This is a genomic window from Acinetobacter sp. YK3, from assembly GCF_001729365.1.
Taxonomy (GTDB): domain Bacteria; phylum Pseudomonadota; class Gammaproteobacteria; order Pseudomonadales; family Moraxellaceae; genus Acinetobacter; species Acinetobacter vivianii.
In genome coordinates, this window is sequence record NZ_LZPJ01000086.1 from 1 (window position 1) to 14874 (window position 14874).

At 41.3% G+C, this 14874-nt stretch carries 12 protein-coding genes; 7 read left to right on the forward strand and 5 right to left on the reverse strand.

Features of this window, described 5'->3' with window-relative positions:
* Positions 1-2636, reverse strand: a 2636-nt coding sequence (locus A9Z07_RS08645; protein ID WP_264754283.1) for an ESPR-type extended signal peptide-containing protein, incomplete at its 3' end; no start/stop codon positions are given.
* A 480-nt stretch (positions 2637-3116) separates the two neighbouring features.
* Here A9Z07_RS08645 and A9Z07_RS08650 point away from each other — a divergent pair.
* From A9Z07_RS08650 to A9Z07_RS08670, 5 genes are all read left to right on the forward strand, one after another.
* On the forward strand, positions 3117-3704 hold the full coding sequence (locus A9Z07_RS08650) for a 5-formyltetrahydrofolate cyclo-ligase (RefSeq protein ID WP_069577951.1): 588 nt from the start codon (positions 3117-3119) through the stop codon (positions 3702-3704).
* 144 nt (positions 3705-3848) lie between these two features.
* Positions 3849-6278, forward strand: a complete 2430-nt coding sequence (lon, locus tag A9Z07_RS08655) for an endopeptidase La (protein ID WP_069577952.1) — start codon at positions 3849-3851, stop codon at positions 6276-6278.
* A gap of 321 nt (positions 6279-6599) precedes the next feature.
* A complete protein-coding gene (gene rlmH, locus A9Z07_RS08660; protein ID WP_004770208.1) occupies positions 6600-7079 on the forward strand; it encodes a 23S rRNA (pseudouridine(1915)-N(3))-methyltransferase RlmH in 480 nt (159 codons plus the stop codon).
* 101 nt (positions 7080-7180) lie between these two features.
* Positions 7181-7954: a DODA-type extradiol aromatic ring-opening family dioxygenase gene (locus tag A9Z07_RS08665; RefSeq protein ID WP_004770210.1), complete on the forward strand. Its 774-nt coding sequence runs from the start codon at positions 7181-7183 to the stop codon at positions 7952-7954.
* A 190-nt stretch (positions 7955-8144) separates the two neighbouring features.
* Positions 8145-9251: an META and DUF4377 domain-containing protein gene (locus A9Z07_RS08670; protein ID WP_004770211.1), complete on the forward strand. Its 1107-nt coding sequence runs from the start codon at positions 8145-8147 to the stop codon at positions 9249-9251.
* An 82-nt stretch (positions 9252-9333) separates the two neighbouring features.
* On the opposite strand, the gene gdhA is transcribed toward A9Z07_RS08670, so the two are convergent.
* The gene (gene gdhA, locus A9Z07_RS08675; RefSeq protein ID WP_069577953.1) at positions 9334-10680 is read right to left on the reverse strand and encodes an NADP-specific glutamate dehydrogenase; all 1347 of its coding nucleotides are present in this window, start codon (positions 10678-10680) and stop codon (positions 9334-9336) included.
* Between the two features lie 385 nt (positions 10681-11065).
* On the opposite strand from gdhA, the gene A9Z07_RS08680 reads away from it, so the two are divergent.
* Both A9Z07_RS08680 and nth read left to right on the forward strand, forming a co-directional pair.
* Positions 11066-11863 carry an RnfABCDGE type electron transport complex subunit B gene (locus A9Z07_RS08680; RefSeq protein WP_069577954.1) on the forward strand — a complete coding sequence of 266 codons (798 nt, stop codon included), beginning with the start codon at positions 11066-11068 and terminating at the stop codon, positions 11861-11863.
* A complete protein-coding gene (gene nth, locus A9Z07_RS08685) occupies positions 11864-12550 on the forward strand; it encodes an endonuclease III (protein ID WP_069577955.1) in 687 nt (228 codons plus the stop codon).
* Here nth and A9Z07_RS08690 read toward each other — a convergent pair.
* From A9Z07_RS08690 to A9Z07_RS08700, 3 genes are all read right to left on the reverse strand, one after another.
* Positions 12547-12732, reverse strand: coding sequence for a hypothetical protein (locus A9Z07_RS08690; RefSeq protein WP_004770216.1), 186 nt, complete (start codon positions 12730-12732; stop codon positions 12547-12549). The genes nth and A9Z07_RS08690 overlap by 4 nt on opposite strands.
* 62 nt (positions 12733-12794) lie before the next feature.
* Positions 12795-13448 carry an adenylate kinase gene (gene adk / locus A9Z07_RS08695; RefSeq protein WP_004770217.1) on the reverse strand — a complete coding sequence of 218 codons (654 nt, stop codon included), beginning with the start codon at positions 13446-13448 and terminating at the stop codon, positions 12795-12797.
* Positions 13449-13531: 83 nt separating this feature from the next.
* Entirely contained in the window at positions 13532-14845 is a 1314-nt protein-coding gene (locus tag A9Z07_RS08700; protein WP_004652140.1) for a membrane protein, read from the reverse strand.
* Between the last annotated feature and the right edge of the window lie 29 nt (positions 14846-14874).

The following is a 14874-nucleotide window of genomic DNA, read 5'->3' on the forward strand; positions in this document are numbered from 1 at the left end:
ATGTTTAACTTGTCACCCAACTTACGATGAACATCTGCACCTGCATTACCAGCAAAGTTCAAGCCTTTGTTTTCCAACTCGGTCTTGGTGTTGTTGATCGTGTTGTTTAACTCAGTCTTGGTATCAGTGATCTGATTGGTTAACTGATCTTTAGTATCATTTAACTTGTTGTTAGTATCCGTGATCTGGTTGCCCAAATCTTTCTTCGCGTCGTCTAACTTGTTGTTGGTATCAGTAATCTGATTACCTAAATCAGTTTTGGTGTTATCAATTTTCTGGTCTAAATTGGTAATGTTTTGAGCATTCTCATTTACACGAGAATCAACATTTTTAAGCTGACGTACAGTCACTGCATCAGAGTCAGCAGAACCATCTTCAACATTGGTAATACGACGCTCTTTACCAGCAGAACCAACCGAGATTACACCATTTGACATTGATGCATCACGATTTGTCAGGAATGAGCTTCCTGTCGTTTCTGTCGCAACGGCATCTTGACCCAATGCAACACTATTTTCTGCCTCAACTCGGCTGCGCGCACCTAATGCAACACCACCAACAACCATAGACTGGGCACCTTGACCAACAGCAACGGCATTTTCCTGATCGGCAATCGCACCGCCACCAATCGCAGCAGAGTTTTTACCTGTTGCTTTAGCACCACCACCAACGGCAGCAGCATTTTCATTGCTTGCTTCAGCACCTTTACCAATTGCAGCAGCACTATCACCTGTTGCCTGTGCACCGCTACCAATTGCCGCAGCACCATTACCAGTTGCTGTAGCACCTTCGCCTGGTTTATTGCCAGAGCCAATTGCCGTCGAATTTGTACCTGATGCAAGCGAGTTAATACCCATCGCCGATGCACCATCACCTGTTGCTTGAGCAACTGCACCAAATGCTGATGCACCTTTGCCCGCAGCATTCGACATTACACCAAATGCAGATGAAGCATCACCTGTTGCTTTAGATGTCATACCAAAAGCTGATGCAAAAGCACCTGTACCGACAGCCTGAACACCGACAGCTGTTGAACCATGCCCAGTTTCTGTGGTTGGATATTTACCAGCCTGTAATTTACCACCTGTAATTTCAGTGTATTTTTGGCTTAATTCAACATCACGAGCAATTTTGTCAACATCATCACCACCAATCGCTACAGATGAGTTACCACGTGCAATCACATCCGCACCAATCGCGATTGATTGGTCACCAATTGCTTTCGTCTGGTCACCAATTGCAATTGACTGATTGCTATAACCTGGTGTCATGCCAGCAGCGCCTTTAGTTGAAGAGTTACGACCAATCGCAACATCACCACTACCCACTGTCTCGCTTGCATTACCGACAGAAATTGCTCCAACACCAGCGCCTTTTGCATGCGAACCGACAACAACAGCATCATAACCAGTTGCAACCGCTTCTACCCCTACAGCGATTGAGTTACGAGCTTTTGCACCATCATTTTCGTAGTTACCACTTTGTACGCCATTATCATTTACGCTGACATAATGGGTACGTGCTGCTTTTAACTGCCCCACAGTCGCTGCGTCAGAATCTACCGCACCATCTGCTACATTTTGAATACGGCGCTCTGCACCCACATCACCAACAGACAAAACTCCTGTTGGCACAGCTTGTTTTGTCAAGAAACCTTTTTCTGTTACTTGAGTCGCTTTTGAATCTTTACCTAAAGCAATACTGTTCTCAGCTTCTGAACGTGCACCTTTACCAATGGCAACACCACCATCAAAAGCAGCTTCCGCTTGGTCACCAATTACAACGGCTTCATCTTTATTCGCTTTTGCGCCAGTACCAATCGCAACTGATTTTTTACCAGTTGATGCTGAGAATGCACCAATCGCCAAAGAGTTTTCTTGTGTTGCAACCGCACCACCACCAAATGCAATCGAATCTTTACCCGTTGCCTTTGTCGCCATATTTTTTTGGTATTCTGCGCCCGCTTGACCAGCAACTGAACCTGCATTTTCAATATCTGGAGAACCAATTGCGATAGAACGATAGCCTTCTGCTGTTGCAGAGTGACCAATCGCTAAAGAGCCTTTTCCAGTTGCGGCAGCAACGTTACCAAGTGCTTGTGCATAATCACCTGTTGCTGCTGATTGGCGACCAATTGCTAAAGAGGTATTACCCGTTGAAAGCGCAGCTGTACCAATTGCAACTGCTGCAATTCCTTTCGTAGTTGCATATGAACCAATTGCAGTTCCAAAGTTTTGCTCAGTGGTTGCACCAGTTCCGAGACTGATTGCACCACCCTGTTTCATTGCACCAGCAAATGCGCCAGTTGAATTATTGTAAGGATTTTGACGATTTGCGATATTAGAAATACCAGTACCTTGCGTTTTTGCGCCACAACCAATTGCGATATCTCGGTTTCCAGATGTAAATGCCTCTCCCTCAGAACATGTCCCTGAAATTGAGGTACCCGATCCGTCTCCTCCACCAATATTCTTTGCCGCAAACGCAGCAGGAGAAAAACTAATTGCCCCAACCAAAACAGCGGCGGTTAAATTCGAAATTTTAGATTTAGTCTTGGTTTTACTTTTTGCTAGTTCAGAGGTTGCAACCCATGCTCCAATAGATGCATTCCAAACCACTTTATATACTTTGTTCATAAAAATTCTCAGACGTTTACTACAGTTATTGATGGTCTAAAAATGCAAATGAGCATTTTTAGTGTCAGCGCTAAAAAAGAGCCGCGGATGCTAATAAACCCGAGTAAATTGGTAAAGATCTAATGAACACTTTTTTATCAAATGTGAGACTTAATTCTCACATTCACAAAAAATCATGTAAAATAAATCCATGATTTAATTTAAAAAATAATTTTATGTTTGTTTTTGTTTTTGTTTTGTTTCTTTTTATAAATAAAGTGAAAAGTAGAGCAAAAACTCCATAAAACAATAAAAATTAATATTCAATACCTAAAATTGTCATTAATTATTGGAATAAATAATCAAAAAAACACTTATTAGCTGGAATAAAAATAACCACACCACTATAAATTTTTACTTATCAATCACAAAACACTGGGTTTTAGATATTGTTTGCTAAATCGAGTATGATTCTTTTATCAAAAACATTTCTCCAACCTTATGGGCCAAGATTTAAAATTATTAAGAAAACAGCTACGCTTTAAAAGAAGACAACTCTCGTCTTATGAACAAAAGCAAGCTGAACAACAAGTTTTGATCCAGCTCAGAACATCCGTTCCCTTTAAAAATTCAAGAAAAATTGGGCTGTATTTACATGCCTTTGGCGAAATTCATACACGAAAAATTCTAAGACTCTGTTTTCAACAAGGAAAACAGGTTTACTTACCCATGATCTGTAATATGAATCAGCGACTGGTGTGGGTAAGAGTTGATTCCAAACAGTATTTTAATCAACGTTTTTCACACCACCCTTTAGGTATGAAAGAACCCATGGCAAACCGCGGTCAACATGTTTCACATCTCGATCTGCTGATTATGCCGTTGCTGGCATGTGATTTCTCAGGCACACGTATTGGCATGGGAGGCGGTTTCTATGACCGCACATTGGCAAGCGCTCAACGGCGACCCTACCGTCTTGGTCTGGCTCATGACTTTCAATATGTAGAACAACCTTTATTAAGACAAAATTGGGATCAGCCACTCGATGGATTGCTCACGCCTAAAAAATTCTATTATTTCAAACGCTAGCTTGCTCTTTTTGTTATCACAGCCTTAAATCTTGAGTAATTTAGTCTTTTTTTTATATTTTCTAAGTAAAAACCCTTGTAATTTTTAAAATGCACATCACTATAAAAAACATGGCAACACCGTTGTCACTCATTAGGAGTGCCCATGTCTGAATATATTTTAAATAATGAAACAAGCTTAGAGCCACAGGTTCCAAGTGTATTACCACTATTAGCGTTACGTGATGTTGTGGTGTATCCACACATGCAAATTGCGCTATTTGTGGGTCGTGAAAAATCGATCAATGCAGTGGATGTGGCTCGTAACAGTGACAATTTAGTATTTGTAGTTGCGCAAAAAGATTCGCTTACAGAAGAAATTGATCACGACAATCTCTATCAATATGGAACCGTGGCTAAAATCGTACAAGTCGTTAATCATGAGAATGATGAAAACTGCATTAAAGTACTGATTGAAGGTCTACATCGTTCTAAGCTAGAACGCATTATTGACGGAGAGGAATACTTAACAGCTGAACATCATTTAAGCCCAATGACATTGTCTTTGGATGAAGAGACCCAAGAAACTCGCTTAAATGAATTACGTACCCTGTTTGCTCAATATGCAGAAGCAAAATTACGTAATGCGCGTGAACTCGTCGCAGCAGCAAATAAAATTGAAGACTTATTGCAACTCATGTTCTTCGTTGCAACTCGTGTGCCTTTAAATATTGAAGTAAAGCAAAAATTTTTAGAGCACGATGAATTTGAAGCTCATTTGCAAGAGTTGATGAATTATTTGATGAATCAATCTGCTGAACAGCAAATTGAACAAACGCTGCACGACAGTGTAAAACGTCAGATGGAAAAGAACCAACGTGAATACTTTCTAAATGAAAAAATGAAAGTAATTCAACGCGAACTTTCCGATATGAATGGCGGGGCTGAAGATGACGTTGCAGAAATTGAAAAACGTCTAGCTGAAGCAGATTTACCTGAACACGTACGCAAAAAAGCTGAAGCTGAGTTTCGTAAACTCAAGGCAATGCAACCTGCTTCAAGTGAAGCCGCTGTTGTTCGCAACTATCTGGAAGTGATTTTAGATACGCCATGGAACAAAGCCAGCAAAGTTAGCATTAACTTGAATAAAGCTCAGGAAATTCTCGATACAGATCACTACGGCCTAGATGACGTTAAAGATCGTATTGTGGAATATCTGGCAGTTCAGTCTCGCGTGAAAAAACTCAAAGGCCCGATCTTATGTTTGGTTGGTCCCCCAGGTGTAGGTAAAACATCGCTTGGTGAATCTGTAGCAAAAGCAACAGGCCGTGAGTTTGTACGTATGGCACTGGGTGGTGTACGTGATGAAGCTGAAATTCGTGGTCACCGTCGTACCTATATCGGTGCGATGCCAGGTAAGATCGTGCAATCGTTGACAAAAGTTGGTGTGAAGAACCCATTGTTCTTACTCGACGAAATTGACAAGATGGCACAAGATTATCGTGGTGATCCTGCATCAGCATTGCTTGAAGTATTAGATCCATCACAAAACAGTAAGTTCAACGACCATTATTTAGATCTTGATCTTGACCTTTCTGAAGTGATGTTCATCTGTACTGCAAACAGCATGAATATTCCTGAGGCCCTACTGGACCGTATGGAAGTGATTCGTCTACCGGGTTATACCGAAGATGAAAAAGTTAATATTGCTGAACGCTACCTTGTTCCGAAAGCAATCAAGAACAATGGCTTACGTACCAAAGAATTGACTGTTCATGAAGAAGCAATTCGTGACATCGTTCAACGTTATACACGTGAAGCGGGTGTTCGTAGTTTAGAACGTGAAGTTTCTAAAATTGCCCGTAAAGTGGTGAAAGAAGCGGTAAGCAAAAAGTCGAAAAACTTACAGATCGACGTGACTTCTGCAAACCTTCCTGAATACTTAGGTCCACATAAGTTTGACTTTGGTATCGCAGAAGATGAAGCACAGGTCGGACGTGTAAATGGTTTAGCTTGGACGTCTGTCGGTGGCGAATTGCTGACAATCGAAGTTGCGGCTGTTAAAGGTAAAGGTAAATTCATTACCACGGGTTCGCTCGGTGATGTTATGAAAGAGTCGATTACCGCAGCAATGACAGTTGTACGTACCCGCGCTGATGAATTGGGAATTGAATTATCTCGTTTCGAAGAAACCGATGTTCACGTTCACTTACCTGAGGGTGCAACGCCAAAAGATGGTCCATCTGCTGGTTTAGCCCTTACGACTGCCCTTGTATCAGCATTCACAGGTATTCCGATTCGTCCAGATATCGCTATGACAGGTGAAACCAGTCTTGGTGGTCGTGCAATGCGTATTGGTGGTCTGAAAGAAAAACTTCTTGCAGCACACCGCGGTGGAATCAAACTGGTATTCATTCCACAAGATAACGTTCGCGACTTGGCTGAGATTCCAGACAACGTGAAAGAAGGTTTAGAAATCAAGGCAGTGAAAAGCATTGATGAAATCTTACCTTTAGCGTTAACGGATACACCAAAACCTTTACCAAAAACACCGATTGTGAAACCGGTGGAAGATGCAAAGGCAGCGCGTCACTAAACTGTGAGTTGCAATAAAAAAGAGAGCTTCGGCTCTCTTTTTTTGTTACACATTATGGTTGAAAAATAACCAATATCTTGCATAATAAAATAGAGTCGATAAAACAAAGATCAAATTTGGCTCAATGAACTCATTTTAGTGCCATCTGAACTCCAGACGGATGGCTCTTTGATCGCAGCTCATACTCATTTTGAGCTGCGTTTTTTATGGGTGATCTAAAATAAGCTTTTGTATTTTTTATGACAAGATAAATCCCATGTTTTGACCTATGCAGGTCGGCAGCCTTTATAATGTGTAGAATTTGCCAAATAAGCCTTAGTTATGAAAATTCGCATTCTTACCATTGGTCAAAAAATGCCAGCATGGGTACTCACTGGATTTGAAGACTATTTCAAACGCATTCAGCCTTTTGTACAAACGCAGGTCATTGAACTTCCGATGGCAAAGCGTGGCAAAAATGATTCTGAAGCTGATATTTTGAAATATTGCCAAATCGAAGGTGAAAGTATTTTAAATGCGCTCAAGCCAAATGAAACCTTGATTGCTTTAGAAGTTGGTGGACGCGAACTCAGTACTGAAAAACTGGCAGATACCATGAAGCAATGGATGCTTGAAGGCAACGATATTGCGCTTGCCATTGGTGGACCAGATGGACATTCAGAGGCGGTTCGTAAAGCAGCAGCGTGGCATTGGTCACTGTCTAAATTGACGATGCCCCACCCGATGGTTCGTATCTTACTCATTGAACAGTTATATCGTGCCATGAGTATTAACCATAATCATCCTTATCATCGGGCTTAAATACTGTTCTGATTTTAGAACAATATGTTGAAGTTTAATGGCTGTCACTGTCATCACTTTTTTGTCACGATAACCATGTCATTTTCACTAGGTGCACACACATGAACGCTCAGACCTTACCCGGACTATTTATCTCTCATGGTTCACCTATGCTTGCACTTGACCCAGAACAGGTTGGCCCAGCACTGCATCGTTTGGGTAGCAATCTGCCTAAACCAGAAGCCATTATTGTCATGTCTGCACATTGGGAAAGTCAGGCGCTGGAAGTCAGCACATCGACTCGACCAGAAACCTGGCATGACTTCCGTGGTTTTCCACCAGCACTTTATGAGATTCGCTACCCTGCTGCAGGCGCACCTCAGTTGGCCGAAGAAATACTGAAACGATTTGCTGAGGCTGGTTTAGCTGCACATGCCAATAGTACACGTCCGCGTGATCACGGAGTCTGGATGCCGTTATTACACATGTATCCAGACGCAGATATTCCTGTGATCGAAATCTCGTTACCCATACATATGAATGCCGATGATATTTATAAAATCGGACAAGTACTTTCACCTTTACGCGAACAACAGATTTTGCTGATCGGTTCAGGCAGTATTACCCACAACCTTGCCGAGCTTTCGTGGCAAGCAGATGCCGATGTACCCGTTTGGGCAAGTACTTTCCGTAATGCGGTTGTCAACAAACTCACACATCAGGATTATGATGCTGTGCTCGACTGGCCATCCCTCCCTTATGTTCAAAGAAACCACCCTTCTCTTGAACATTTTGCGCCACTTTTCTTTGCCATGGGCACAGGTAATCGCTTCAACGTTGTCCATAGCAGCTTTTCAATGGGATCATTGGGAATGGATATTTATCGATTCGATTAAATATCAAACTACATCACATAAAAAACAAAATAGGCTTGCATATAATATTAGCAAGCCTATAAATCCATTATATTTTTTAAAATTTACAAATAGAAACATTTAACGAACTTAATGCCTAAACGGATCACATGCTCTTTTTTTAAGAATACTTTAAGCTTATTGCTGTTATTTATTTCCCGTTGTTTTGAATATGAAAATTAAATATTTAGTTCTTGCATTACTTCCACTTTCTTTAATGGCGTGTCAAACAGTACAAAACGTGACTGACAACGTAATTTCACAAATTAATACAACTGCTGCAAAAAATTTGGCTGAATACAACTGGACTTACCAAGGTTCAAAAGCATCTAAACCTTTAGTTTTAGCATTTAGTGCTGACCAGAAGCTTTCAATCCAAACAGGTTGTAACAACCAAGGCGGTACTTGGAAAGTTGAAGGCAATACCATTGTAACTTCTCCACTTGTATCAACCATGATGGCTTGTGCAGATGATTTAATGCAACAAGAACGTTTATCTTCTGATATTTTCAGCGAGAAAAAAGTACCATTTGAGATCAGCACTGTAAATGGTCAGGCAATCTTGACTGTTACTGATGGCAAAGGCCAAAAACACGTATTCACAGGTGCTAAAGTGACAAATAACAATGTGTTGACTAACTATACATGGTCATATCAACCTGCTGACACAAAACGTCCAATCGTATTAAGTTTCTTGGCAAATGACCGTTTGTCTGTAGATACGGGCTGTAACCGTCAAAATACTTCTTGGAAAATTGAAAACGGTGCGATCGTTACAGGTGATTTGGCTTCAACATTGATGGCTTGTGAACCTGCCTTGATGAAACAAGAGCAGTTTGCGGGTGATCTTTTACAAAAACGTAAAATCGCTTTTGAAGTAAATGCAACCAATCCAGAGCAACCAACTTTGGTTATCGCTGATGCAAAAGGCCAAAAATATACATTTGTTGGTAAAATGACCCCTGAAGCAAAATACCAGTCTGAAGGTAAAACTGTTTTCTTGGAAATTTCACCAGAAACTAAATCTTGCACAGGCGTTGCTCCACAAACTTGTATGCAAGTTCGTGAAGTAAAATATGATGACAAAGGTTTAAAAACTTACGCTGACAAAAACTGGTCGCTTTACTACGGTCAAATCGAAGGTTTTGAACACAATCCACAACAACGCGTAATTGTACGTGTGAAGCGTTTTGACGTTCAAAACCCAGCTGCTGATCAATCAAGCATTGCAGACGTATTAGATATGGTTGTTGAACAAGAGATTGTTAAAAAACCATAATTTATACCTGTAAATAAAAAAAATCCGATGTGTTAACATCGGATTTTTTTATGGGAAGACCCTTTTGATTTAAGGGAGGTTTTTAATAAATACCCTGCGCTAAAATTGCATCAGCAACTTTTACAAAACCAGCAATATTGGCACCATCAACATAGTTGATTGAACCATCTTCCTGCGTACCATATTTAACACAGTTACGGTGAATCTCTTTCATGATTGCATGTAAACGCTCATCCACCTGTTCAAAAGACCAGCATAGACGATTCGCATTTTGAGACATCTCAAGACCAGAGGTTGCAACGCCACCTGCATTTGAAGCTTTACCTGGTGCATATAAAATCTTCGCTTCAACAAACTTTTCAACAGCCTCAAGCGTTGATGGCATGTTGGCGCCTTCTGCCACGCAAATCACGCCATTTGCCAGCAAAGTTGCCGCATCTTCCGCTTTTAACTCATTTTGTGTTGCACATGGCAAAGCAATATCCGCAGGAATATGCCAAGGTGTTTGACCTTCAAAATATTCAAAACCATGTTTTGAAGCAAATTCAGAAATACGACCACGTTTTTCGTTTTTCAGTTCCATCACTTCATCAAGTAATGCCTTGCTGAAACCATTTTTCAAATAGACTGTTCCGTTTGAATCCGACAAGGTCACAACTTTTGCGCCCAAGAACATGGCTTTTTCTGCTGCATATTGAGCAACATTACCCGAACCTGAGATCGAAACCGTTTTACCTGCAAAGCTTTGACCACGGGTTTTCAGCATTTCTTCTGCAAAATAAACCGTTCCATAACCGGTTGCTTCTGGACGAGCCAATGAACCACCGAATGAAATTCCTTTACCGGTAAAAACACATGAAGTGTCATTGCTGAGCTTCTTCATCATACCGGTCATATAGCCAACTTCGCGACCACCAACCCCAATATCACCCGCAGGAATATCCGTATTCGAACCAAGATGACGATAGAGCTCCAACATCAATGCCTGACAAAAACGCATAATTTCTGCATCTGATTTACCTTTCGGATCGAAATCAGAACCACCTTTACCGCCGCCCATGGGTAGCGTCGTTAAGGCATTTTTAAAGGTTTGTTCAAAGCCTAAAAACTTTAAAATCGATAGATTCACTGAAGGGTGAAAACGCATTCCCCCTTTATAAGGTCCAATCGCTGAGTTGTATTGCACACGGAAGGCACGGTTCACATGAGTTTGTCCTTGATCATCCATCCATGAAACACGGAACTGGATCGCACGCTCAGGTTCAACCAGTCGTTCCAAAAGACCGTATTGAGCATACTTAGGATTTTTCTCAATGAACGGCCACAAACTTGTCATGACTTCTTCGACAGCTTGTAAAAATTCAGGTTGATTAGGATCTCTAGCTTTAACGTAATCGAGAAAGTCATTTAAGCTATTGTATTTCAACATTCACCCCCAAGTCAGTGATTTATCTTGGTGCGGAAAATGCACCAAAATAGAATATCGCATATATTTAATACAGATTACTATTCCATCACACTATTATTTTTTAGGCCAATTTATATATGATTAAAAATCAAAAACTTAATTAAATAAATGTTCATTATTTTTATAATAAATATTACCAGTATTGTCTAAAAATTAATGCCATATTGTGCTCACTTTCCTATTCAGCCAAAGCCAAGCACCAGCAAATCGCACTAAAAAACACCAGTATTCGCACTATTTTTAAGCAAAATCCAAAACACTATCTGTATAATTTTCCAACCTTGCTACGCCGTCATAAGTCATTATTTGCTATACTAAGCTCCCTGTTTTTTGCTTCATCCTCCCCATGTCACCATCTGCACAACATTCTCTTATTGTCCAAATAGATCAGCTATTACCGCAAACACAATGTGGTTTATGCGGTCATCGTGATGGATGTTTACCTTATGCAAAATCAATTGCAGAAGGTGAAGAGGCAAATAAATGTGTGCCGGGTGGCCAGCCCGTTGCTGATGCATTGGCAACACTGTTACAACGCCCGTCTCTACCCGCCGAGCCAAGTGTCTGGGAAATTCAGGAGGATGGTCGCCCACAGCGCATAAAAGCGATTATTCGGGAAGATGAGTGTATTGGCTGTACCAAGTGTATTAGTGCCTGCCCAGTAGATGCGATCATCGGCAGTGGTAAGTTGATGCACAGCATTTTGACCGATCTGTGTACGGGCTGTGAATTATGTATCCCACCTTGTCCAGTCGATTGCATCGATCTGGTGGCAGATACCAAACCCTTGCCAACCGCAGAGCTACGCCGTGTTGAACAAGATGATTTAAGACATCGCTACTACGCACATATTCAACGTGAAGAGAAACGTCGTTTAAGTCGTAAAGGACCCATTGTCCGTGCAGAAATTGATGTGGAATTCTTTGCCCAGTTTTCTCAGGCACTCAACAATGTTCCTGTGATTACGCTCGTAGATAAACCCAAAGAAACGCCAACACTGGATGCTAAAACCACGATTGAACTTGCCAAACTACGCACACAAATCAAGAAATTGGAAAAACAGTTAAGTGTACGTGCAGATGAGCAAAAACATGCACAGTTACTGGCTTTACAACAACGTTTAAATGAATTGCAGGACATCTAAATGCCCGTTAAAAATATGACCAAAAAGCAGATTCAGACTTTTTTCGAACGTTTACGTGAGCAGAGACCTCATCCACAGACTGAGCTGAACTATTCCTCACCTTTTGAATTACTTATTGCCGTTCTGCTTTCTGCTCAGGCAACTGATGTCAGTGTGAATAAGGCCACGGATAAACTCTACCCTGTTGCCAATACCGCTCAGGCTATTTTAAATCTTGGGGTGGATGGCTTAAAAGAATATATCAAGACTATTGGCCTATATAACTCTAAAGCCGAGAATGTGATTAAAACCTGCCGTATTCTTGTGGAGCAGTATCAAGGCAATATTCCAGAAACACGTAAAGAACTGGAAGCTTTACCTGGTGTAGGCCGTAAAACAGCGAATGTGGTACTGAATACCGCATTTGGTCAGCCGACCATGGCGGTCGATACCCATATTTTCCGTGTGGGTAATCGTACGGGGCTGGCGGTGGGTAAAAATGTACTCGAGGTTGAAGACCGCTTGGTTAAAGTGATTCCGAAAGAGTTTATTATTGATGCGCACCACTGGCTGATATTACATGGCCGTTATTGTTGTATTGCACGTAAACCGAAGTGTGGCGAGTGTGTGGTTGCTGATGTCTGTAACTGGCCAGACCGCTTTGAATTTGGCGCGAATAAAGCTATTGCAATAAAAAACCTCAGTTAATCCTGAGGTTTTTTATGCTGCTGTAGTTTTGGATGCAGCTGACGTGTTTTACCATTCAGTTTATTTTCCAAAGCCTGCTGTTTTTGCACATGACGCAGCATTTTTTGGCTTTGATACGCTAAAAACAACAGCAAAACCAAGCTGAAAATCACAACTAAAATCAGAACAACTTTTAGTAGCATAGCCCTTCTCCAAAATAAAAAGAGCCCTATATTCAGAGCTCTTTTATCATCTGCAATTCAGATTATTTGTCTAAAATTGCAAATAAATCGGCTTGAACGTTTTCGATCGGACGTAAACCATTCAGCTTATCGTAAGTCGGTGCATTTTCACCAGAAGCAGCACGACCTTGATAGAAGCCAACCAATTGCTCAGTTTCGCTGTGGTAAGAACCAAGACGCTTACGAATCGTTTCTTCTTGGTCATCTGGACGTTGTACAAGGTCTTCGCCTGTTTCGTCATCTTTACCTTCCACTTTTGGTGGATTGTAAACCGTGTGATAAACACGGCCAGATGCTGGATGCTGACGACGACCAGAAAGACGTTGAACAATCTCTTCATCTGGTACATCAATTTCGATCACATGATCAATACTGATGCCAGCTGATTCTAATGCTTCAGCTTGTGGGATTGTGCGTGGGAAACCGTCAAAGATACAACCATTTTCACAATCAGGCTGAGCAATACGTTCTTTCACCAAACCAATGATCAGTTCATCAGAAACTAAACCGCCTGATTCCATGACACTTTTTGCTTTTAAGCCAAGTTCAGTACCTTCACGAATTGCAGCACGGAGCATATCACCGGTTGAAATTTGTGGGATATTGTAGCGCTTACAGATCAACTGAGCTTGAGTACCTTTGCCTGCCCCAGGTGGTCCGAGTAAAATAATGCGCATAAAAGAACATCCTCATTTAAAAACAATAAATCTTAAATTGAGCAATATCATACAGAGTTATCGCTCAACCAACATCAAATTAATTATAAGAAAGCAACAAATAAGTGAATTAAACCAGCAAAGAAACCAGTCACTCCACCTAGTACAATTAAAATCCACTCATCTTCCTGAAAAGCAGGACGCAATAAATTCTGGAACTCTTTCGGTGTTAGTTCACGGATGCGGTCTCTAAACATTTGAAAGATCTTCTGCGCACGACTTGCATTCAGAGCGGGGTCACATACTGGTCCCATGGTAATTTCAATTGAGCGATCAATCAAGTCAGTCTTGAGTCTAGCATACTCTCTTGGCCCTAATGAAAGCTGCAATGACGTTCTGACTAATGGGGTTTCCATGATTTCATTGATATGGCGCTTGACAATACGACGTGTTTTGTCTTTTTTGCTGCCATACATCATTTCAGTCATGATCGATTTTAAAGTAATTAAATCTTCAGTAACCACACTGGCAAATACATCCGAAACCTCTTCCTGACGCTTCATAAATGCGCCTTGGACATTGTAGGTTCCAATCTTTAAGACAGGGACAATCCACGGGAATTTACGGTCTTTAGTCAAACGGAAGATCTGTGGATAGCGAATATAGTGCGGTTCAATCGGATTAAAGACCATCCAGATCGCAATCCAGTTGGTCAAAAAGCCCCAGATTGCTGCCCAGAACGGAACGGTCCAGTGCCACGGCACCACAAACCAGACGATCATCTGGAAAATACCAAAGAACATACCAATTAACGCACTGATATGCCAAATAAAGTTGATCTCTTTCTGCCCTACTTTCAGGAACATGCGCACCATTAAACGGCGATCACCTTCCATCTGGCTCACCACCATTTCACGCATATCGACCAGTGACTCCACGTTCATGGTCAGCTCAGTCACAAGTTCCCTTAAGGTATTGGGTAATTGTTTATGCGCTTGTGCATAGATACGGCGTTTAATTGAATAAGGCAGGTTTTCCCAAAGCACAGCATTTCGGTCGATCATGACCTCATCAATCAGGTGTTCAAGCTCAAAACCAACTTGTTCACCAATAATCATGGCCATATCTTCAGGATCCATTGCTTCCAGAAACTCTCGCAATGATCCCAACTTAGATAAAGTATTATCGGTAATGATGCCTGAAATACGTCCAGCTTTACGCGGCACGATCCCTTGCCAACCAACAGGTAATGGGCCTAAATGGAATCCCCAGAAATTAATTGGGTAAAATACCATTTTCAGTGCCATCCACACGTGCGCCCAAGTTACAAAGGCGGTCACTGGAATGATACTTAAGACTGCCAGATGGTCAGGTCGATTTAAGAAAATCTGCCACAATTCATTGACGTAATCAAACATGCATGACTCTCAGAATTATTGATACATGA

Bases quoted from the DNA above. Each gene is read 5' to 3' on its own strand.
- A9Z07_RS08650 (WP_069577951.1), top strand. From the start codon at position 3,117: ATGGGCCAAGATTTAAAATTATTAAGAAAACAGCTACGCTTTAAAAGA.
- lon (WP_069577952.1), top strand. From the start codon at position 3,849: ATGTCTGAATATATTTTAAATAATGAAACAAGCTTAGAGCCACAGGTT.
- rlmH (WP_004770208.1), top strand. From the start codon at position 6,600: ATGAAAATTCGCATTCTTACCATTGGTCAAAAAATGCCAGCATGGGTA.
- A9Z07_RS08665 (WP_004770210.1), top strand. From the start codon at position 7,181: ATGAACGCTCAGACCTTACCCGGACTATTTATCTCTCATGGTTCACCT.
- A9Z07_RS08670 (WP_004770211.1), top strand. From the start codon at position 8,145: ATGAAAATTAAATATTTAGTTCTTGCATTACTTCCACTTTCTTTAATG.
- gdhA (WP_069577953.1), bottom strand. From the start codon at position 10,680: ATGTTGAAATACAATAGCTTAAATGACTTTCTCGATTACGTTAAAGCT.
- A9Z07_RS08680 (WP_069577954.1), top strand. From the start codon at position 11,066: ATGTCACCATCTGCACAACATTCTCTTATTGTCCAAATAGATCAGCTA.
- nth (WP_069577955.1), top strand. From the start codon at position 11,864: ATGCCCGTTAAAAATATGACCAAAAAGCAGATTCAGACTTTTTTCGAA.
- A9Z07_RS08690 (WP_004770216.1), bottom strand. From the start codon at position 12,732: ATGCTACTAAAAGTTGTTCTGATTTTAGTTGTGATTTTCAGCTTGGTT.
- adk (WP_004770217.1), bottom strand. From the start codon at position 13,448: ATGCGCATTATTTTACTCGGACCACCTGGGGCAGGCAAAGGTACTCAA.
- A9Z07_RS08700 (WP_004652140.1), bottom strand. From the start codon at position 14,845: ATGTTTGATTACGTCAATGAATTGTGGCAGATTTTCTTAAATCGACCT.